18 protein-coding genes are annotated in these 19,562 nt (G+C 68.9%); 13 read left to right on the top strand and 5 right to left on the bottom strand.

The window, feature by feature from the left end:
- Window positions 1-43: 43 nt before the first annotated feature.
- Both DU484_RS09820 and DU484_RS09815 read right to left on the bottom strand, forming a co-directional pair.
- Entirely contained in the window at window positions 44-277 is a 234-nt protein-coding gene (locus DU484_RS09820; RefSeq protein WP_114585881.1) for a hypothetical protein, read from the bottom strand.
- 120 nt (window positions 278-397) lie between these two features.
- Window positions 398-1,810 carry a cytochrome P450 gene (locus tag DU484_RS09815; protein WP_114605814.1) on the bottom strand — a complete coding sequence of 471 codons (1,413 nt, stop codon included), beginning with the start codon at window positions 1,808-1,810 and terminating at the stop codon, window positions 398-400.
- 101 nt (window positions 1,811-1,911) lie between these two features.
- Between DU484_RS09815 and DU484_RS09810 the strand changes: the two genes are divergently transcribed.
- On the top strand, window positions 1,912-2,982 hold the full coding sequence (locus DU484_RS09810) for a hypothetical protein (protein WP_114585879.1): 1,071 nt from the start codon (window positions 1,912-1,914) through the stop codon (window positions 2,980-2,982).
- A gap of 3 nt (window positions 2,983-2,985) precedes the next feature.
- On the opposite strand, the gene DU484_RS09805 is transcribed toward DU484_RS09810, so the two are convergent.
- Window positions 2,986-3,999, bottom strand: coding sequence for a sodium:calcium antiporter (locus tag DU484_RS09805; protein ID WP_245957226.1), 1,014 nt, complete (start codon window positions 3,997-3,999; stop codon window positions 2,986-2,988).
- Window positions 4,000-4,119: 120 nt separating this feature from the next.
- Here DU484_RS09805 and DU484_RS09800 point away from each other — a divergent pair, with 120 nt between their 5' ends.
- Window positions 4,120-5,436 (top strand): MFS transporter, encoded by a 1,317-nt coding sequence (locus DU484_RS09800; protein ID WP_114605812.1) that lies wholly within the window; start codon window positions 4,120-4,122, stop codon window positions 5,434-5,436.
- Between the two features lie 3 nt (window positions 5,437-5,439).
- The gene (locus DU484_RS09795) at window positions 5,440-7,083 is read left to right on the top strand and encodes a potassium channel family protein (RefSeq protein ID WP_114605811.1); all 1,644 of its coding nucleotides are present in this window, start codon (window positions 5,440-5,442) and stop codon (window positions 7,081-7,083) included.
- Window positions 7,084-7,141: 58 nt separating this feature from the next.
- Here the strand turns inward: DU484_RS09795 and DU484_RS09790 are convergent, their stop codons facing one another.
- Window positions 7,142-8,158, bottom strand: coding sequence for an alcohol dehydrogenase catalytic domain-containing protein (locus tag DU484_RS09790; protein ID WP_114605810.1), 1,017 nt, complete (start codon window positions 8,156-8,158; stop codon window positions 7,142-7,144).
- 132 nt (window positions 8,159-8,290) lie between these two features.
- On the opposite strand from DU484_RS09790, the gene eif1A reads away from it, so the two are divergent.
- Together eif1A and ggt are read left to right on the top strand one after the other, a co-directional pair.
- The gene (eif1A, locus tag DU484_RS09785) at window positions 8,291-8,575 is read left to right on the top strand and encodes a translation initiation factor eIF-1A (protein ID WP_049936888.1); all 285 of its coding nucleotides are present in this window, start codon (window positions 8,291-8,293) and stop codon (window positions 8,573-8,575) included.
- A gap of 216 nt (window positions 8,576-8,791) precedes the next feature.
- A complete protein-coding gene (gene ggt / locus DU484_RS09780) occupies window positions 8,792-10,414 on the top strand; it encodes a gamma-glutamyltransferase (RefSeq protein ID WP_114605809.1) in 1,623 nt (540 codons plus the stop codon).
- Here ggt and DU484_RS09775 read toward each other — a convergent pair.
- Window positions 10,411-11,508, bottom strand: coding sequence for a putative sulfate/molybdate transporter (locus DU484_RS09775; protein WP_114605808.1), 1,098 nt, complete (start codon window positions 11,506-11,508; stop codon window positions 10,411-10,413). The genes ggt and DU484_RS09775 overlap by 4 nt on opposite strands.
- A 283-nt stretch (window positions 11,509-11,791) precedes the next feature.
- On the opposite strand from DU484_RS09775, the gene DU484_RS09770 reads away from it, so the two are divergent.
- The 8 genes from DU484_RS09770 to DU484_RS09735 all read left to right on the top strand — a co-directional run bounded on the left by DU484_RS09770 (window position 11,792) and on the right by DU484_RS09735 (window position 19,557).
- A complete protein-coding gene (locus DU484_RS09770) occupies window positions 11,792-12,055 on the top strand; it encodes a hypothetical protein (protein WP_114585872.1) in 264 nt (87 codons plus the stop codon).
- A gap of 96 nt (window positions 12,056-12,151) precedes the next feature.
- Complete coding sequence (hisD, locus tag DU484_RS09765) at window positions 12,152-13,420, top strand: histidinol dehydrogenase (RefSeq protein WP_114605807.1); 1,269 nt, start codon at window positions 12,152-12,154, stop codon at window positions 13,418-13,420.
- Between the two features lie 164 nt (window positions 13,421-13,584).
- Window positions 13,585-13,950, top strand: a complete 366-nt coding sequence (locus DU484_RS09760; protein WP_114605806.1) for a HesB/IscA family protein — start codon at window positions 13,585-13,587, stop codon at window positions 13,948-13,950.
- A gap of 116 nt (window positions 13,951-14,066) precedes the next feature.
- Entirely contained in the window at window positions 14,067-16,004 is a 1,938-nt protein-coding gene (locus tag DU484_RS09755) for a methyl-accepting chemotaxis protein (protein WP_114605805.1), read from the top strand.
- Window positions 16,005-16,161: 157 nt separating this feature from the next.
- Window positions 16,162-17,550 (top strand): FAD-binding oxidoreductase, encoded by a 1,389-nt coding sequence (locus tag DU484_RS09750; RefSeq protein WP_114605804.1) that lies wholly within the window; start codon window positions 16,162-16,164, stop codon window positions 17,548-17,550.
- A 79-nt stretch (window positions 17,551-17,629) separates the two neighbouring features.
- Window positions 17,630-17,965 (top strand): DUF7116 family protein, encoded by a 336-nt coding sequence (locus DU484_RS09745; protein ID WP_114585867.1) that lies wholly within the window; start codon window positions 17,630-17,632, stop codon window positions 17,963-17,965.
- Between the two features lie 31 nt (window positions 17,966-17,996).
- On the top strand, window positions 17,997-18,548 hold the full coding sequence (locus tag DU484_RS09740; RefSeq protein ID WP_222844823.1) for a mechanosensitive ion channel domain-containing protein: 552 nt from the start codon (window positions 17,997-17,999) through the stop codon (window positions 18,546-18,548).
- Window positions 18,549-18,603: 55 nt separating this feature from the next.
- Window positions 18,604-19,557, top strand: a complete 954-nt coding sequence (locus DU484_RS09735) for a metal-dependent hydrolase (RefSeq protein WP_114605803.1) — start codon at window positions 18,604-18,606, stop codon at window positions 19,555-19,557.
- The last annotated feature ends 5 nt before the right edge of the window (window positions 19,558-19,562 follow it).

The following is a 19,562-nucleotide window of genomic DNA, read 5'->3' as shown; positions in this document are numbered from 1 at the left end:
GAATACGTGCTGACGTGAGTGTTACCGGGTGACGGCGGGGCCATCACTCCCGCCCGCCGACGAGCGCCTGCTGGAGGACGTGACCGAGGAAGCCGACGCCGGGGACGGCGAACACCGAGACGTGTACCCACGGCTCGTAAGTCACTCCGGACGGCTTCGTCGCGAGGAAGACGCCGTAGATGGCGAGGGTGATGACGATCCAGACGACGGTGATGACGAGGAACGGGACGGCGTTGCGAACGGCGTCGGTGACGGAGCGCCGAAGACTCGGGGCCATACGCGACGGTACGGACGAACGGGGATAAAAGTGCGCGACCGACGAAGCGGTCCGTCGTCGCGGTCTACGAGTCTCGACGTGACGGTCCGGCAGGATTCCGTGATGGCGGGCGCTACCCATTCACCGCTCGACGACGCGGACGGTCGTCCCGGGTTCCATACGGGTCGTCATCCCGAGTCGTCGGGGGGGACCGTCGTCGGTCCGGTCGTCGGGCCACGCGAGGTGGTAGTCGCGACCGATCGTCGCGAGCGCGAGCTGGGCCTCCATCAGTGCGAACTGCCGTCCAATACAGGCGCGCGGGCCGCCGCCGAACGGCGCGTACGCGAAGTCCGGCAGGCGTTCCCGGAGGTCGGTCGCCCACCGCCCCGGTCGGAAGGTATCGGGGTCGTCGTAGAACCGCGGGTCGCGGTGGACCCGGTCGACGGTGAGCCAGGTCGTCGCACCCTCGGGAATACGGTAACCGTCGACGACCACGTCGGTCGTCGCCTCGCGGGGGATCGTGTACACCGGGGGAAAGAGCCGGAGCGTCTCGGTGACGACGCGTTCGGTCACGTCGAGGGCGTCGAGGTCGGCGACCGTCGGCTGGCCGTCGAGCGCGTCGACTTCGGCGTGGAACCGCTCCCGCACCTCGGGATAGCGGGCCAGCGCGTAGAACGCGAAGGCGATGGCCGTCGCGGTGGTGTCGTGGCCGGCGAAGATCATCGTCACCACTTGGTCCCGGAGGCGGTCGTCGGTCAGCGCTTCGCTCTCGACGCCCGACTCGCGGAGGGCAACGAGCAGGGAGAGGAGGTCGTCGGCCTCGCCCGGATCGGCGGGCGGGTCGTCGGCCGCGGCGTCCAGCAGTCCGTCGGCGACCGACTGGAGACGGCGCTTCCCGCGTTTGAACCGAAGGCGTGCCGGCGTGGGAATCCACGTTGGAAGCGGATACGAGGTCGGCGTGAACCAGTGTTGGAGGCGATCGGCGGCGGTTCTGATCTCCTCGTCGCCGTCGACGGCGAGTTTCCGACCCAGGAGGGTCGCGAAGAGGACATCGAGCGTCAGGTCGCTCGTCTCGGCCGCGAGGTCGATTCGGGTGCCCGGCTGCCAGTGGTCGCGACGACGACGGACCGCCTCGACCATGCCGTCGGCGTAGTCACGGAGGCTGTCGCGCGAGAACAGCGGCTGGAGTACCTCGCGCTGTCGGCGCCAAGCGTCCCCCTCGACGGCTACGAGACCGCCCTCGAAGGTGAGTCGGAAGTCCTCGGACTTGCGAAACCGTTCCCGGTCGTTCAGCAGCACGCGCTCGAAGTGGTCCGGATGGCCGAGGTGGTACACGTCCCCCGGGCCAAGGAGCTTGATCCGAATCAGGTCGTGATCGGCCATCGCTCGCTCGCGGAAGCCGAACACGTCGCGCATGGCGTGGACGGTGTGCAACAGGGGATGGCCGGCGCTCGACGGATAGGGTGGGAGCGGCCGATCCGCGGGTCGCGGGGCGGCCGCGTCGTCGGCAGCGGGATCGGGATCGACACTCCCGGACGAAACCTGTTCGGCCATGCCTCGGACATACCGTTTCCGACAGTTAGATTTTCGGGCGCAGGCAGTCGATTAGCACCCCAAAATCAAAGCCATCGAGTCGAGACGGGACGAACGGACCGATGCAGTACAACGCGCGGTCGCTGTGGGTGAGTCGGATCGTCGATTGGGGCCGGGGATACGTCGACCGGCCGTTCCTCGTCGCGTTCGTGACGCTCGGATGGATTCCGATCGTAACGTCGGCCGTCGCGCTCGACCCGTCGGAGGCGTCGACGGCATTTCTCGTCGGGCAGGCACTCGCCTGTCTGATGGTGGTCCCGGCGCCCTTCGACGTGTGGTACTACGACGAGCGACTCCTGCCGAAGTTCTTCGACGACATCCAGCTAATCACGGCAGCGAGCGACTACGACACCTTGGAACGACTGGCGACCCGGTTCGACACCTACTACGTCAAGTACTGGTGGGTGAGTACGCTGGTCTGGGTCGTGCTCGTTCTCACCGTGTTCGTCGTCGGTCAGGACTACTTCCAGGCGCAGGGAATCACCACCCTCGTCGAACGGGGTGCGTATCTCGGCTTCTTCTGTTACTGGCTGCTGTTCGCCGGCCTGCGTTCCCACGGCGGCCTGATCACGGTCTTCGTGATCTACGCGTTCGCGGAGGAGGTAACCCTCGACGTGGACCCGCTCCACCCCGACGGCCTCGGCGGCCTCAGCACCGTCGGGACGTTCGCCATTCGCATGACCGTCATCACCTCGCTCGGGTCGCTCGCGCTCCCGCTCTCCTTCCAGATTGCCAATCACATCGCGTACGAGGAAGTCGTCTACATCGGCGTCGCGCTGTTCGTCCTGCTGGTCGCGCTCAACTTCATCTATCCGACCTACAAGGTGAACCGTCGGGCACAGGAGCTCCGCGAGGAGATGCTCGACGCCCACCGAGAGCGTATCCGCAAACTGGAGGACCGTCTCGCCCTGCTGGCGACGGACGGCGAGACGGAGCTCCCGGACGACGACCTGGCCGAGACGAACGACGAACTCCTCGAACTGGAGATTCGCCGGGCCAGACGGGAGTTCGACGACTACCAGAACGTCCAGCTCTACCCGCTCTCGATCGGGATCATCACCCGGCTGGTCAGTTCGATCCTGCTCCCCGTCCTCTTCATCCTGTTCGAACTGTTCATCACCGGGTCGCTGTGAGGATCAGATGCCCTGCACCCCGTCGACGACCCCGGCCGTTTCGAGCACCATCCACAGCAGGAACACGCCGTACAGCCCGAGGAGGGCGTAGGCTTCGAGATTCGTGAGTTCGAGATGGGTCCGGGTGGCGACGATGAACACGAGCGTCGCGAACGCGAGAAAGCCCATCATGGGGATGGCGACGAGGAAGTCGATGGTCGCCGACCCCGCGAGGATGACGCCGACGGGGATGGCGACGAGGAGGTTGAACGTGTTGCTCCCGAGGACGTTCGTGAGGCTGGTCACGTCGTCGTCGTCCGCGGCGGCGCGGACGCTGACGATGGTGTCCGGCAGGCTCGTGGCGGCGGCGATGACGGTCAACCCCCAGAGGAACGGGGGCGTGTCGAAGGCGTCGCCGAACGCGAGGGCGGCACTGACGACGCCCTCGACGCCGACGGCGATGAGGACGAGGGCGACGGCGAGCAGCCCCCACTCCCGGCGTGGGTCGACCCCGTCAGCGGGCTTGGCGGCGTGGTCGCGGGTGTCCTGATACTGGAGGAAGACGTAGACGCCGTAGGTGAGGAGGGGGAGGAGCGCGAGCGTCGGCGTGAGTATCGCCGCCTCGTTCGTCCCGCCGGGGACGTACGTCGCGCCGAGGGCGAAGGTGATGAAGAGGACGAGGACGCTGATGATGTAGAACTGGGCGTCCTTGTGGACCACGTCGCGCGTGGCTTCGAGTTCCTCGCTGGCGAGCGCGGAGGCCGCGGGGATCACCAGCAGGTTGAAGATGGCGCTGCCGACGATGGCGCCGACGCCCAGCGAGAACTCGCCGTGGAGGAGCGTGCTGATGACGACGGAGCTGAGTTCGGGGAAACTGGAGCCGACGGCGACGACGACGGCGCCGTGGACGGCGACGGGCAGGCCGTAGTACCGGCTGAGTTTGGCGGCGGCGCGTTCGAGTCGGTCGCTGCCGACCCAGATGACGCCCGTCGAGACGATGGCGACGACGACCCAGCCCACGAGACCGAACGGGATCACTGGTGGCCCATCGACGGGCGGCGACAAAGGCGTGTTCCTTCGAACTGACACTCGACCGCACCGAACGACGCCACCCCGCCGAAGCAATGACATAAGTGTCGGGGACGAGAGGAACAGGGCGTGTCCGACCGCTGGCTCTACGGCTGGGGCCTCGCCGCCATCGGCCTCGGGGGGGCGTCGCTCGTCGTCCCGCTGTACGTCGTCGAACTCGGTGGCGGCCCGGTGACGCTGGGGCTACTCGCCGCCGCCGCGGCGGCCGCGGGCGCGCCCGGTGCGCTCGTCGTCGGTCGCCTCGCCGACCGCACGGGGCATCGACGTGGATACGTCCTCGGTTCCGTCGCCGTCGTCGCCGGGGGGCTCGCGGTCGTCGCGGGCGTCGAGTCCGTTCCCGTCGTCGTCGCCGCCAACGCCGCCATCTGGTTCGCCTTCGCCGCGGCCACGCCCGTGCTCACGCTCCTCGCCGTCGTCGGTGCGCCGGAAGCCGAGTGGAGCGACCGGATCACCCGCCTCAACGAGTGGCAGGGAGTCGGCTGGGCGCTCGGCCTGCTCGTCGGCTTCTGCGTCCTCGTCGGCGGCGAGCGACTGGTCGGGCTGGACGCACGGACGGCGCTCCGGGCCGTCTGTCTCGTCTGTGGCACCAGCGCGGCCGCCGGCTGGCTCGTCACGGCGCGGGCGCTCCCGGCCGGTCCCGGCCCGGAAGCGGGGCCGGCGCCGCGACGGCTCAGGCGGGCGCTCCGCGGTGCCACCCGCTTCGGCGTCCGGGGCGCCGGCTTCCCGTTCACGCCCACTCGGATGGACTTCCGTGGCCTCCACCCGCGCCGGTTCGTCCGCCGGTTCACGCCCGGCCTCGCGCTCTACTTCGCCGCCGTCGTCCTCGTCTTCGCGGGCTTTGGCGCCTTCTTCGCCCCGTTGCCGGCCTACCTCGGGGGCGTCGGTTTCGGCGACGACGCCGTCTTCGGCATCTATCTCGCCCTCAACGTCGGCGCGGCCGCCTTCTTCGGGAGCGCCGGGTGGCTGGTCGAGCGATACGAGGTGGCGCTGGTCCACGCCGGGAGCCTCGCCGTCCGGGCCGTTGCGCTCCCCGCCGTCGTGGTGGTGAGCGGAACGCTCGCGGCTACGCTCCCGCTGTTCGTCCTCGTCGGCGTCACGTGGGCGGTCATCGCCGTCTCGGCGGCTACGCTCGTGACGCGCCTGTCGCCGGCCATCGTCCGCGGCGAGGCACTCGGCGTCTACGGCGCGCTCTCGACGGTGGCGAGCGGCGTGGGGAGCGTCGTCGGTGGGTGGCTCGCGGCGTCGGGCTACGCCCGGGCGTTCGGCGTCGCCGGGGGGTTGGTCCTCGTGGGCGCCGGCATCGTGGTGGTGCTCCGGTGGCGCGTCGCCGACGGGGCCGCGTCGGGTGCGGAGCGGTCCGTTTATTCGACCGACAGTACAGAGTGACGTATGGACACCTGGCAGCGTCGAACGTCCCAGTACGTCGTCGTCCTCGTCGGCGTGATGTTCGGCTACGCGGCGGTGTACGACGCCGGGATGAGCGCCTTCGAGGGGTCGCCGGTCAGCTTCCTCCACGCGCTCCAGGTCGTCGTGGAGACGTTCACGACGACCGGCTTCGGCTCCGACGCGCCGTGGACGACCGCCGAGATGAACGTCCTCGTCATCGTGATGGACCTGACGGGCGTCGTCCTCATCTTCCTCGCGCTCCCGGTGCTCGTCTTCCCGCTGTTCGAGGAGGCCATCTCCACGACGGTGCCGACGGCGGCCCGGGAGGACCTGGAGAACCACGTGGTCGTCTGTACGCTGACGCCGCGGGGCGAGACGCTGGTGGACGAACTCGACTCGTGGGGCGTCGAGCACCTGATCCTCGAACCGGACCGCGACCGGGCGAAGGACCGCTACGAGGAGGGGTACGACGTCATCCACGCCGACCCCCAGTCGGTCGACGGGCTGGAGGCTGCCCGCCTCTCCGAGGCCCGCTGTCTCGTCGCCGACGACTCCGACCCCGTCAACACGAGTACGATCCTCACCGCGAAGGAAGTCGCCGAGGACGTGCGGACGGTGAGCGTCGTCGACGACCCGGCCCGGGAGCGCTACCACCGTCTCGCCGGCGCCGACGACGTGCTCTCGCCGCGGGCGCTCCTCGGCGAGGGGCTGGCGTCGAAGGTGACGACCGGTATCTCGACCGAGTTGGGCGAGGCCATCGAAATCGGCGAGGACTTCGAGGTGGCGGAGCTGCCGATTCAGCGGAACAGCGACCTCGTCGGCCGGACCATTGCGGAGAGCGGGGTGCGCGAGCGCGCCGGCGTGAACATCGTGGGCGCGTGGTTCCGGGGGCAGTTCGAGAGCCCACCCTCGCCGGACGCCACGCTCGACAACGGCACCGTCCTGCTGGTCACGGGGCGGGAGGCACAGCTGGAACGGCTCAAGGAACTCACGATGTCGGACGTGCGTCGGTTCCGCCGGGGCCGGACCGTCGTCGTCGGCCACGGCGAGGTCGGCACCACCGTCTCGGGGGCGCTCTCGGCGGCCGGCGTCTCGAACACCGTGATGGATCTGGCCGACGACCCCGCGGTCGACGTGGTCGGCGACGCGACCGATCCCGACGCGCTCTCGCGGGCCGGCATCGAGGACGCGCGAAGCGTCATCCTCGCCATCCCGGACGACACCCTGACCGAGTTCGCCATCCTCGTCATCCGCGACCTGAACCCCGGCATCGAACTGATCGCGAGGGCGGAGGAGACCGAGAACGTCCAGAAGATGTACCGTGCGGGCGCGGACTACGTGCTCTCGCTCGCGACGGTCAGCGGGCGGATGCTCGCCTCGACGATCCTCGAAGACGAGGAGGTCATCTCGCTCGACAAGCAGGTGGAGGTGATCCGCACCCACGCGCCGGGACTCGTCGGCCGGACGCTCGGCGAGGCGGACGTGCGGGCGCGGACGGGCTGTACCGTCGTCGGCGTCGAACGCGACGGCGCGGTGATCACCGACCTCGGCGCCGACTTCCGCATCCGGGAGGGGGACGAACTCGTCATCGCCGGCACCGACGAGGGGACCAACCGGTTCATGGAGACGCTGGCTTATACGGATTAGTGTCACTGGTTACCGGTGGTTCGCCGGACCGTACTGGTAACGGCTACACGAAACCGTATTACTCCATCGTCACGACGAGTTTCCCGAGCGTCTCCCGGTCGGCCATCCGCTCGAACGCCGCGCCCGTCTCCGAGAGCGGGAAGGTTCGGTCGATCAGGGGGTCGAGGTCGCCGGCGGCGACGAGGTCGACGAGTCGTTCGAGGTCGGTCTGGGTGCCCATCGTGCTCCCGATGACACGCTTGTGCCCCCGGAACAGGTTCGCGATGTCGATTTCGGAGGTCGGGCCGGCGGTGCGCCCGCAGACGACCATCCGGCCGCCGCGGCGCATGACGTCGAGTCCGAGGCCGGTGTAGTCGCCGCCGAGGTGGTTGATCACGGCGTCGGGCGTGCCGATGTCGTCGACGGCCTCCCGGAGGGCGTCGGGATCGGTCCCCTGGACCGTGTGATCGGCGCCGAGGTCGGCGACGGCGTCGAGTTTCGACGCCGACGACGAGGTGCCGATGGTGCGGACGCCGCGGAGGTCGGCGAGCTGGATCGCCGCGACGCCGACGCCGCCGGTCGCGCCGGGGACGAAGAGGCGGTCACCGGGTTCGACCGCGGCCCGCCGGAGCATGTGGTAGGCGGTGAGATACGCCGTGGGGAGCGCCGCGGCCGTCGTCGTGTCCACGCCGTCGGGGAGGGGAACGAGTCGGTCGGCCGCGACGCGGGCCGCCTCCGCGAGGCCGCCGTGGTACAGCGAGTAGGACGCACAGAGGTTCTCCGGACCTTCACGGCAGAACTGGCAGGTGCCACACGTCTCGTTGGGACAGAGGAGGACCCGGTCACCAGCCTCGACGCCGGTGACGCCCTCGCCGACAGCTCGGACGACGCCCGCGACGTCGAGGCCGCTGACGAAGGGGAGGTCGGTGGGGTCGACCATCGCCGACGCCCCCTCCAGAATCCAGAGGTCGTGGTGGTTGATCGAACAGGCCTCGACGTCGACGACGGCCTCGCCGGGGCCGGGGTCGGGGCGGTCCAGTTCGATCACGTCGACGCCGTCCGGTCCGATCAGGTCGGTGAAAGCTGCGGCACGCATCGACTGCCCGTTCGACCGGGGAGGTGAAAGGTTCGGGGGCGCCGGCAGGACGCCCCACGAAGCGTACGGCTCCGTGCGAAACGTTACCGAGCATCTCCGATTATTTATCCGTGTAGGCCACCTAATCCAACTATGAGCGAAGAAACGGGGCGCCGGAATCTCCGGATGCCCGACGACGACGAGCTGTTCGCGGTCGTAACCCAGCACAACGGTGGGAACCACGTCCGCGTCCGCTGTGAGGACGGCGAGGAGCGAATGGGCCGCATCCCCGGCCGCATGAAGTACCGAACGTGGATCAACGAGGGCGACGTGGTCCTCGTGGAACCGTGGTCCTGGCAGGACGAGAAGGCCAACATCGAGTGGCGCTACTCGGGACAGGACGCCGACCAGCTGCGCCGCGAAGGCCACATCGACTAACCTCGCCGACTTCTTGGAGACACCCGTTCGACGGCCGAGAGGCACACCTGCCGGTGACCGAACGTGTTTCGAGAAATGCCTTGCTGAACACCAACAGTCAGTTTTCTCGCCCAATAAAATACAAACATAACATTACTTCTGATATCATGCCGTATATTTACGGTTAGATTGGCCCGATACCCAACGACTTTGTGTAGTTGTCGGGTTGTGTGGGACATGGATCCGAATCCGGACCTCGACCGCTTCGACTCGCGGCGGTCGACGGCCTACGCGCGGAACGGGATGGTGGCGACGAGCCAGCCGCTCGCGGCACAGGCGGGCGTGGAAGCCCTTCGCGAGGGCGGCAACGCCTTCGACGCGGCGGTGACGACGGCGGCCGCCCTGAACGTCGTCGAACCCATGAGCACCGGCATCGGGGGCGACGCGTTCGCCCTCTATCGCACCGCCGACGGCGACGTGGGCGCGTTTCGGAGTTGCGGCGGCGCGCCCGCCGAGGCGACGGTCGAGACGGTGCGCGAGCGGGTGGCCGAGCGCTCGGGCGTCGATCCGTCCGCGGCGTCGATGCCGGGTGCCGGGCCGCTCGCGGTGACCGTCCCCGGCAGCGCGCGCGGGTGGGAGCGCCTCGTCGAGGATCACGGGAACCGGTCGCTCGCAGCCGCACTCGACCCCGCCGTCGAGTACGCGCGGGAGGGGTTCCCGGTCAGCGAAGTGATCGCCGACATGTGGACGACCGGCGAGGCGCTGTTCACCGAGGACGACGCCCGCGAGGAGTACCTGCTCGACGGCCGATCGCCCGAGCCCGGCGAGGTGGTGACGCTCCCGGACCTCGGGGAGACCCTCGCGACGGTCGCGGCGGAGGGCGCCGACGCCTTCTACGAGGGGCCGCTGGCCGACCGCATCGCCGGGACGGTGCAGGACCGGGGCGGACTGCTCGCGGCCGACGACCTCGCCGACTTCGAACCGGAGTACGTCGACCCCGTCTCGACCACCTACCGCGGTGCCGAGGTGTACGAACTCCCGCCGAACAACCAGGGACTGATCGCGCTGGAGGCGCTGAACGTCGCGGAGGAACTCGACGCCGGGGGCTACGACTACGACTCCCCGGAGCGGGTCCACTACTTCGCGGAGGCGCTCAAGCGCGCCTTCCACGACGGCCACCACTACATCACCGACCCCGAGTTCGAGGACGTGCCGGCGCTGGGATCGAAGGCCTACGCCGCGGAGCGGGCGGCGACGGTCGGCGAGCGCGCCGGCTCGGTCTCTATCGGCGGGCCGGGGGCGCCACCGGAGGACAGCGATACCGTCCTCCTGACCGTCGCGGACGAGGCGGGAAACGTCGTCTCCTTCATCAACTCCATCTTCGGGAACTTCGGGAGCGGCGTGGTGGTTCCGGGGACGGGCATCACGCTCCAGAACCGCGGGAGTTCGTTCTCGCTCGACCCCGACCACCCGAACCGGATCGAACCCGGCAAGCGTCCGTTCCACACGCTCATCCCGGGACTTTGCCGCTTCGCCGCCGACGACTGGGCGGCCTTCGGGGTCATGGGCGGCTACATGCAGCCCCAGGGACACCTGCAGGTGTTGTCGAACCTGCTCGACTACGGCATGCCGCTCCAGGCGGCGCTGGACGCGCCGCGCTGGCGCTACCGCGAGGACGGGAGCCTCGCCGTCGAGGACCGGTTCCCGGACGGCCTCCTGCCGAAACTCGCTCGGCGGGGCCACGAGGTGGTCGTCCGGCCGCCCGGCGACTTCGGCGGCGGGCAGATCACGCGGCTCGACGGCGACGTGATGTCGGGTGCGACGGAGCCACGGAAGGACGGCACCGCGAGCGGCTTCTAGTCCTCGCCGCGCACTCGTTTCAGGGCGTGATAGCCGACGATGCCGACGCCGAAGGCGGCGCCGACGTTGACGAGAAGGGCAGTGACGCCGACGGTACCGGTCAGCCACGGGTCCTCGGTGTCGAGGCCGGAGCGACCGAGTTGCAGGGCCACGAGAACGAGGACGACGCCGAGGACGGCCATCGGGAACGCCGCGACGGCGTCGACGGCGACGACGGCGAGGAGGAGATAGAGGCCACCGAGAATCAGGTTGGAGGTGGCGGTTCGGGCACCGAAGGCGTACTTGCCGGCGACGCCGCCGCTCCCGTGGCACATGGGCATCGCGCCGAAGGGCACGGCGAGGAGGTTCATGACGCCCATGCTGGTCGAGAGGTCGTCGGGCGACGCGTCGGCGTCGAAGTACTCCTCGACCAAGAGTGAGGTGGCGACGGCGGCGTTGCCGACGGTCATCGCCAGTTGGCCGACCGTCGCGCCGACGGCGTTCCGCGAGAGGGTGAGCGAGGCGGGGTCGAGTACGGTCAGGGCGGGGAGCCGGGGCGTGATCGGTCCGGCGGCGCCGAGGGCGAGCGCCGCGCCGAGGCCGAGGACGGCGAGCGCCGCCACCTCGCGGTGACCGGTCACGACGGTGCCGAGGGCGACGACCACGGCGAGCGCCGCGAGCGACGGCGCCTCCAGCCCGGTCGTCACGCCGGTCCGGAGGAGGATCAGCGCGACGCCGACCTGGATGCCGCGGACAACGGGTTCGCCGACGTAGGGTGCGAGTCGTGCCAGCGTGCCGGTCCGGCCGACGACGAGGAGGACGGCGCCGGCGAGCAACCCGGCAGCGACGTACTCGCCGGTGGAGAGGCCGCCGGCGATGACCAGCGCCGCGAGCGCCTTCATCGGCTCGACGGACATCGGGTGGCCGTACCGGAGCCCCCAGACCACCTGAAAGACGGCGAAGCCGACGAGGAGATGTGGGAGGGAGAGCCCCGTCAGCGCCGCGACGGCGACGACGATGGGGAGGACGGTCACGGTGTCGCCCACCGCCCCTGTCACCTCGCCCCACGCCACGTCGAATCGGGAGTCCGTCCAACTGGCGAGCGACGCGCGCATCGACTACCGGTACCGTCTCGGGACCTAAACAACTGTCGAGAAACTTATATATGTCACGATACGAAGCAGATGTTACTGGTATCGGTTACATCCGACGGGAACTCCCGAGCAGGACGCAAATCGGACCAAAACCGATTCTCGAAGAGTTATAAAATCTTTCGAACGATTAGAGGTGGTCGTAAAACGAACGTTCGCCCAGAGACCGCCCCGTTAACGGTGCAAAACGAGTTGAACACGGGGCAACGATTTACCCCCTATATGATCGCGGAGGGACATGGGGTAGATGGAGCCAGTCACCATGTCCGTCCGATCCACGTCCCTCGCACGCACCGCGACCGAATCGCTCCCGGCCCTCCAGCGAGCCGTCGAACTCGCGTTCCGCCCCGTCCGCTTTCTCGCCTTCTGGGTGGCGACGCTGTTGCCGTTCACGTACCTCCCCCTGCTGGCGACCGGCGTGGTCACGACCCACCGCGTGGCCTTCGCGGCCCTCGTCTGCCTGAACGCCGTGGCGTTCGTCGCCGGCCACGGTTACAAGCGCCCCGAGTAGCGGGGCGGCCGAGGGATGGACGCCGCCGACTGGCCCGGCGTCCCCGCCGACGGTCGGACCGGAACCCCTTTTCGCCCGCCCACAGTACCGAGGGGTATGGAAGTACGCGACATCGAGGCGCTCGGTCCCGCCGACCGGCGGGCGCTGTTCGAGCGCGACGCGGGCGTCGACGCCGTCCGCGACGACGTGCGCGACATCGTCGAGCGCGTCCGCGACGAGGGTGACGTGGCGATCCGGGACTTCTCCCGCGAGTTCGACGGCGTCGAAGTCGGCAATCTGGACGTGACGGACGCGGCCGAACGCGCCCACGAAGAACTGGACGACGACCTGTTGGCCGCCATCCGGACCGCGGCCGACAACGTCCGCGAGTTCCACGAGCGGCAGGTGCCCGAGGACTGGCGCGACGACTTCGGCGGCCGGGAACTCGGCCGCCGGTTCCGCCCGCTCTCCCGCGTCGGCGTCTACGTCCCCGGCGGCGCCGCGGCCTATCCCTCCAGCGCGCTCATGGGAATCGTTCCCGCGACGGTTGCGGGCGTCGACCACGTCGTCGTGACGACGCCGCCGGCCGAGGAGCTGAACCCGGCGACGCTCGCGGCGATCCACGAGGCGGGCGCGGACGCCGTCTACAGCGTCGGGGGCGCCCAAGCCGTCGCGGCGATGGCCTACGGCACCGAGACGGTCACGGCCGTCGAGAAAATCGTCGGCCCCGGCAACCGCTGGGTGACGGCGGCCAAGGCCGAGGTCCGGGGCGACGTGGAGATCGACTTCCTCGCCGGACCGAGCGAGGTGCTCGTCCTCGCGGACGAAACGGCCGATCCGTCGTTCGTCGCCGCCGACCTCCTCGCACAGGCCGAACACGACGACCACGCGTCCGTCGTCGCGGTGACGGCCGACGCCGAATTGGCCGAGGCGGTAGCAGAGGAAATCGACGAGCGACTGCCGGAGTGCGACCGCCGGGAGACGGTCGAGGCGGCGCTCGACAACGACGCGAGCGGTGTCTTCCTCGCACGCTCGATGTCCGAGGCCGTCCTCTTCGCCGAGGAGTACGCCGCGGAACACCTGTCGATCCAGGCCGACGACGACGAGGCGTTGCTGGACCGTATCGAGAGCGCCGGGAGCGTCTTCCTCGGTCCCTACACCCCCGTCGCCGCCGGCGACTACGCCTCGGGGACGAACCACGTCCTGCCGACGGGCGGCGGCGCCAGGCGGTTCGGCGGCCTGTCGGTGGAGACGTTCCTCCGGTCGACGACCGTCCAGCGCCTCGACCGCGACGCCCTCGACGATCTGTCGGGGACGATCACGACACTCGCGGAGGCGGAGGGCCTGACCGGCCACGCCGAGAGCGTGCGGCGACGGTTCGAGTAGACCGCGATCCCGAGACGCCATCGAGGACGGGGCCGGTGCCGCGGGCCGGACGGATCGTCGGCGCGGACGTGTCGCCCCCGTCGCTCGGGACCGTCGGCGGAAGTAACGACGACCGATTACATCTCCCCGTCAGGGTTAACAGGCTTCGCGGTGTATCCACGTCCATGAGTACCGAATCAGTCGAAGGGACGAGCGACCGGGTGGTGGAAGTGACTCCGGAGGCCGCCTCGGAAGCGCTCGCGCTGATGGACCGCGAGGGGATGGACGTCGACGTGGGTGGCCTCCGCCTGTTCGTCCAACAGGGAGGCTGTGCCGGCCTCTCGTACGGCATGCGCTTCGACGACGAACCGGAGGAGGACGACACCGTCGTCGAGCGCCACGACCTGCGCGTGTTCGTCGACCCCGCGAGCGTCGACTACATCGGCGGCTCGGTGCTCGACTACGAATCCGGCCTCCAGGCCGAGGGATTCCACGTCGAGAACCCGAACGTCGTCTCCGAGTGTGGCTGTGGCGAGTCGTTCCGGACGTAACTGTCACCGTCGCGTCCGACGCCGGTATCGCCACGCTCGGCGGAGTAGGAAGTAGAAGTATCAGGCGTGATACTGGGTGGGAAGCCCTTTTTTCCGCTGTGAGGATCTACAGCTGTATGGCGGAGATATCACGCGATGCCGGGCCGGCGGACTCCGGGGCGACGCACGGGCCGGGCGCTATCCGGGAGTTCGTGGCGTACATTCCCGACGGGCACTCCATTCCGACGGAGACGTGGCGGAGTCGACACCGAAATATTCGCATTCTGATACTGGCGGCGATCCCCGCCCTGTTTCTCATCGGGACGTACGAGGGAGCGGAGTCGCTGGTGACGGGGGCGACGCTCCCTGCGATTCCCCTCTCACACGTCCTCTTCGAACTCGGACTCCTGGCGGGGGTGGCCCTCGTGGCGGGGCTCCCGCAACTCCCCCGGCGAGTGCGGACGGCCCTCGGGACGCTCGGCGTCCTGTCTACCTCGGTCGTGCTCGTCCACTTCTCGGGTGGGTTCATCGAAGCCCACTTCCTCTTTTTCGTCGGGATGGCCGTCGTCGCCGTCTACGAGGACTGGGTGCCGTTCGCCCTCGGCATCGGCTACGTCGTCCTTACCCACGGCGTCTTCGGGATGATCAACCCCGAGCGGGTGTACAACCACACCGCCGCGATCAACAACCCGTGGGTGTGGGGGCTCATCCACGGCGTGTTCGTCTTGATGCTCGCGGCCGCCCTGATGGCACACTGGTACTCGACGGAGAAATCGCGAGAGGAGGCACAACAGCGACTCCGTGAGGCCGAGGCGAAGACCGAAGAGGTCGAGAACTTGGAAGCGAAGAAGGCCGAAATCGAACGCATGAAAGCCGAGGCGGAGGAGGCGAAAGCCGAAGCCGAGGCCAAACAGCGGGAGGTCGAGGGGTTGAACGACCACCTCGAAGCGAAGGCGGACGCCTACAGCACCGCGATGGCACGGGCCGCGGACGGGGATTTGAGCGTCCGACTGGAGGCGGACAGCGAGAGCGAGGCGATGGAACGGATCGCCGAGGCGTTCAACGAGATGATGGCGGAGACGGAGTCGGCGATGCGGGACATCCAGTCGTTCGCGGAGGAGGTGTCGGCGGCGAGCGAGGAGGCGAACGCCGGCGCCGACGAGGCCAAGCAGGCGAGCGAGGAGGTGAGCGAGACGATCCAAGAAATCGCCGACGGCGCCTACGAACAGCGGGAGATGCTGGAAACCGTCTCGACCGAGATGACGGACCTGTCGGCGACGGTCGAGGAAGTGGCCGCCTCCGCCGAGACGGTCGCCGAGCGCTCCCACGAGACGGCCGAAATCGCCGAGGCCGGCGAGCGGACGGCACAGGGGGCGATCGAGGACGCCCGCGACGTGCAGACGGCGATCGATTCCACGGTGGAAAACGTCGAGAAACTCGACGAGCGGATGGCCGAAATCGAGGAGATCATCGGCCTCATCGGCGACATCGCCGAGCAGACGAACATGCTGGCGCTGAACGCCAACATCGAAGCCGCCCGCGCCGGAAACGGCGATGGATCGGCCGACGGAAGCGGGTTCGCCGTCGTCGCGAACGAGGTGAAGCAGTTGGCCGAGAAGACGCAGGGCTCGGCGAACGAGATCGAAGACCTCATCCAGACGACACAGTCACAGACGGAGACGGCAGTCGAGAAGGCGCGGGCGGCCGAACGGGACATGGAAGAGGGCGTCGAGGCGTTCCAGGAAGTCGTCGACGCCTTCACGCAGGTGACCGAGAACGCCGAAGCGACCGATAGCGGGATTCAGGACATCAGCGAGACGGCCGACGATCAGGCCGCGAGCACCGAGGAGGCGGTGTCGATGGTCGAACAGGTGGCCGACATCAGCCGGACGACGGCCGACGAGAGCGAGAACGCGTCCGCCGCCGCCGAGGAACAGGCCGCCTCGATGTCGCAGGTGAGCGCCAACGTCACGTCGCTCAGCGATCGCGCCGAACGACTCCGGTCGCTCCTGTCGGCGTTCGACGTGAGCGACGCGGAGGCCCAAGCCGACGGGGCGAACGCGGCGCCGCTGTAACCGGAGAGCGGACTGGCTGCGGTACGGTCGCGGCAGATCGCCGACCGTGTTTTCTGCTAACATTTAACATGGATGTCGCCGAAGTGCAAGGGGGGTTTCGCGTCGGACGTGGGGAGTCGCGAGTGGCCGACGCGGAACGGCCGAAGGGGGCAACAGGATGGGGACAGCAAGTCAGCTCGACGACGCGACAGTCGAATCGTTACGCGAACGACTGCACGGGGCGGTCCTCCAACCCGATGACGACGGCTACGACGAGGCCCGGTCGGTGTGGAACGCTATGATCGACACGAAGCCCGCAGTCGTCGCCCGGTGTACGGGGGCAGCCGACGTGATGACTGCTGTCGACGTAGCGCGGGAACACGACGTTCCGCTGGCAGTCAAGGGTGGAGGCCACAACGTCGCCGGCACCGCGCTGTGTGAGGGGCTGGTGATCGACCTCGCACCGATGGACTGGATCCGGGTAGATCCGGCGGCCCGGACTGCCCGCGTCGGTGCCGGCGCAACGTGGGGTGACGTGGACCACGAGACCCAGGCGTTCGGCCTCGCCACGACGGGTGGTATCGTCACGTCGACGGGCGTCGCCGGACTCACGCTCGGCGGCGGCCTCGGCTATCTCGCCCGGAAGTTCGGCCTCGCCCACGACAACCTCCGGTCGGTGGACGTCGTGACCGCGGCGGGTGAACTCGTCCACGCCAGTGCGGACGAGCGTCCGGACCTCTTCTGGGCGATGCGTGGGGGCGGCGGCAACTTCGGCGTCGCGACGGCGTTCGAGTTCGACCTCCACGAGCTGGGGCCGGAGATACTCAGCGTCAGGCTCCTCTACCCGTACGAGGCTGTCCCCGAGACCCTACAGTTCTACGAGGAGTTCATGAGCGACGCGCCGAACGAGGTGGGGTGTTACGCGGCGATTCTGCGGGGCAGCCCCGAGTACGGCCTACCGGAGCCCCTACACGGCGAGACGCTGTTGGCGTTTCGGGGACTCTACGCCGGCGACGTGGCGGAGGCGAGGGCGGCGTTCCAGCCGCTTCGCGACTTCGGGGACCCCATCGCGGACCTGACCGAGACGATGCCGTACACGGTCTATCAAGCGCAGGCCGACGAACTCTACTGCGAGGGGCACCGCAACTACTGGAAATCTAACTTTTACGACGAAATTTCCGAAGGTTTCGTCGAGACGCTGATGAACCACGTCGAGTCGATTCCGTCGCCGTACTCCTCGATGTTCTTCGAGTGGATGGAGGGGGCAATCGCCGAGGCCGACGCAACTGCCTTCCCACACCGCGACCGGACGTTCTCCTTCACCGTCGCCCCGAAGTGGACGGATTCGGAGCGGGACGAGGAACACCTCACGTGGGCCCGGGAGTTCCACGAGGCCCTCAAACCGTACGCCGCCGACGGGGTCTACGTGAACTACATGGACGACGACGAGGACGACCGGGTTCGCGCCGCTTACGGTGATACGTACGACCGGCTAGTCGAACTGAAAGACGAGTGGGACCCCGACAACCTGTTCAGCACGAACCAGAACGTCGAACCGACCGTCTGAACACGCTCACCGGCGTTCGGCCGGCCACACGTATTATCGTGGTAACATTTATCATCCGAGCCGCCGTATCCACGCTTACATGGCCCCTGTTACCATGCCACCTGTCGAAGAGGCGCGGGACGTGTTCCGCCGCCTCGGATACTCCGTCGACGGCGACGGGGTCGATCTCAGGGCCGAACGCAAGTGGCGCACCGTCCACGTGACCGCACTCGACGCCGACGAGGCGTCTTCGCCCCCCGAACTCCGAGCGGACGGCGGGACGACGGACTATCGTCTGCGCTGTTTCGTAACGTGGATGGAGGCCGCAGGGGACCTCCGTGATCGACTCGCCGGACTCGATCCGGACTACGAGTGGGCGGTCATCGGCGTCGACGGCGACGACTACGAAGTCGTCGATCGGGCGGTCGGCGCGTAACCTTTAGTGGCGGGCGCCCGCCACGGACCGTATGCGCGGCGCCGTACTGCAGTCGAACGTTCTCGTGCGTGCACTCGACGAGTTCCTTCGCCGCCTGATCGAAGCCGTCCCCACCGTCGTCGGCGGCGTCGTCTTTCTGGTGTTGGCGGCGCTGTTCGTCAAACTCGTCCTCGCCGTCCTGAAGGCCGTCCTCGCGCGAACGATGGGCGGGGAGTCGCCGGTCTACCGCCAGTTTCTCACCACCGTCGTCGCCGTCTTCCTCTGGTTCGGCGTCGGTCTCTCGACGCTCTCCGTGGTCGGACTGGAGGGCATCGCGGCGTCGCTCGGCACCGCCGCCGGTTTCGTCGCCCTCGGCGTCTCCTACGCGACGAGCGACATGATCGCCGACGCCGTCGCCGGCGTCTACCTCCTCCGGGACCCCGACTTCGAGGCCGGCGACACCGTCCGCGTCGGCGACATGGAGGGCGTCGTCCGATCCATCGAACTCCGCAAGACGCGCTTCGCCGTCGACGACGACACCGTCGTCCGCGGGAACGCCGACATCGAGGCCCGGTGGACCAAGGTCGCCGCCGACGAGGGGTGACTCCTGTTCGCACGACGCCCACGCCATTTATGTTCTCGCCGCGAGAACGTAATGCATGTTCGTCGGCCACGCCGCACTCGCCTTCGCCCTCGTCGGTGGCGTCGCCGTCGCCCGCGGCTGGCGCACGGAACGCGCGCTCGCGCTCGGTGTCGTCGCCGGCGCGTTCGCCGCCCTCCCCGACGTGGATATGGCCTACGCCCTGGTCGGCGTCGCCGGCGCCGCCGGCGGCGACGCCCTCGCCGTCGCCGGCGCGTTCTGGTCGACCGGAAACGTCGTCCACCGTGCGGTCACCCACTCGCTCGTCCTCGCGGTCCCGGTGGCCCTGCTGGCCGCGCTCCGGGCGACCGATTCCCGGTCCGCCGGAGCGCTCTCGGTCGTGCTCGGTGGCCTCTTGATCGCAGTAGTCGGAACCATCGGCGGGGCACTCGCGGCGCTGATCACGCTCCTGTTCGTCCTCGGCGCCGCCGTCGTCGGCACGGTCGCCGGCCGGCACGCCGCGCTGACGGCGCCGCAGATACTCGGCGCCGCCCTCGTCGGCCTCGTCACGCACCCATTCGGCGACCTCTTCACCGGCGAACCGCCGGTGATGCTCTACCCCGCCGACGCGGCGCTCGTGACCGACCGGGTCGCCCTCGCGGCCGACCCGACGCTTCACTTGCTCGCCGCGTTCGGCGTCGAACTCGCGACGGTTTGGGCCGCGGTGGCCGTCGTCTGTCTCGCCACCGGCCTGCGGCCGACGACGGCCGTCAGCCCGCGGGCGACCCTCGGCGCCGGCTACGCCGCCAGCGTCCTCCTCATCCCCGCGCCGACGCTCGATCTCTCCTACCCGTTCGTGTTCTCGGTCCTCGCCGTCGGCCTCCTCGGAATCTTCCCGCGGGCCCGCCTCGTCGGCGATCCCCGTGGGCCGACGGTCGACCCCCCCGACTGGCTCGGGGCGACCCTGACCGGGCTGAGCGCGATCACGGTCGCGTGGCTGGCGTACGCGGCTGCGTACGTGGTTGTAGGATAAAGAGA

The organism is Haloplanus rubicundus, from assembly GCF_003342675.1.
Taxonomy (GTDB): domain Archaea; phylum Halobacteriota; class Halobacteria; order Halobacteriales; family Haloferacaceae; genus Haloplanus; species Haloplanus rubicundus.
Note: the sequence above shows the minus strand (reverse complement) of the source record. Positions and strands in the feature narration are given on the sequence as shown.

What these genes read in the sequence shown, in the direction of transcription:
- DU484_RS09820 (WP_114585881.1), bottom strand. Translation starts at nt 277, where the DNA reads ATGGCCCCGAGTCTTCGGCGCTCCGTCACCGACGCCGTTCGCAACGCC.
- DU484_RS09815 (WP_114605814.1), bottom strand. Translation starts at nt 1,810, where the DNA reads ATGGCCGAACAGGTTTCGTCCGGGAGTGTCGATCCCGATCCCGCTGCC.
- DU484_RS09810 (WP_114585879.1), top strand. Translation starts at nt 1,912, where the DNA reads ATGCAGTACAACGCGCGGTCGCTGTGGGTGAGTCGGATCGTCGATTGG.
- DU484_RS09795 (WP_114605811.1), top strand. Translation starts at nt 5,440, where the DNA reads ATGGACACCTGGCAGCGTCGAACGTCCCAGTACGTCGTCGTCCTCGTC.
- DU484_RS09790 (WP_114605810.1), bottom strand. Translation starts at nt 8,158, where the DNA reads ATGCGTGCCGCAGCTTTCACCGACCTGATCGGACCGGACGGCGTCGAC.
- eif1A (WP_049936888.1), top strand. Translation starts at nt 8,291, where the DNA reads ATGAGCGAAGAAACGGGGCGCCGGAATCTCCGGATGCCCGACGACGAC.
- ggt (WP_114605809.1), top strand. Translation starts at nt 8,792, where the DNA reads ATGGATCCGAATCCGGACCTCGACCGCTTCGACTCGCGGCGGTCGACG.
- DU484_RS09775 (WP_114605808.1), bottom strand. Translation starts at nt 11,508, where the DNA reads ATGCGCGCGTCGCTCGCCAGTTGGACGGACTCCCGATTCGACGTGGCG.
- DU484_RS09770 (WP_114585872.1), top strand. Translation starts at nt 11,792, where the DNA reads ATGGAGCCAGTCACCATGTCCGTCCGATCCACGTCCCTCGCACGCACC.
- hisD (WP_114605807.1), top strand. Translation starts at nt 12,152, where the DNA reads ATGGAAGTACGCGACATCGAGGCGCTCGGTCCCGCCGACCGGCGGGCG.
- DU484_RS09760 (WP_114605806.1), top strand. Translation starts at nt 13,585, where the DNA reads ATGAGTACCGAATCAGTCGAAGGGACGAGCGACCGGGTGGTGGAAGTG.
- DU484_RS09755 (WP_114605805.1), top strand. Translation starts at nt 14,067, where the DNA reads ATGGCGGAGATATCACGCGATGCCGGGCCGGCGGACTCCGGGGCGACG.
- DU484_RS09750 (WP_114605804.1), top strand. Translation starts at nt 16,162, where the DNA reads ATGGGGACAGCAAGTCAGCTCGACGACGCGACAGTCGAATCGTTACGC.
- DU484_RS09745 (WP_114585867.1), top strand. Translation starts at nt 17,630, where the DNA reads ATGGCCCCTGTTACCATGCCACCTGTCGAAGAGGCGCGGGACGTGTTC.
- DU484_RS09740 (WP_222844823.1), top strand. Translation starts at nt 17,997, where the DNA reads ATGCGCGGCGCCGTACTGCAGTCGAACGTTCTCGTGCGTGCACTCGAC.
- DU484_RS09735 (WP_114605803.1), top strand. Translation starts at nt 18,604, where the DNA reads ATGTTCGTCGGCCACGCCGCACTCGCCTTCGCCCTCGTCGGTGGCGTC.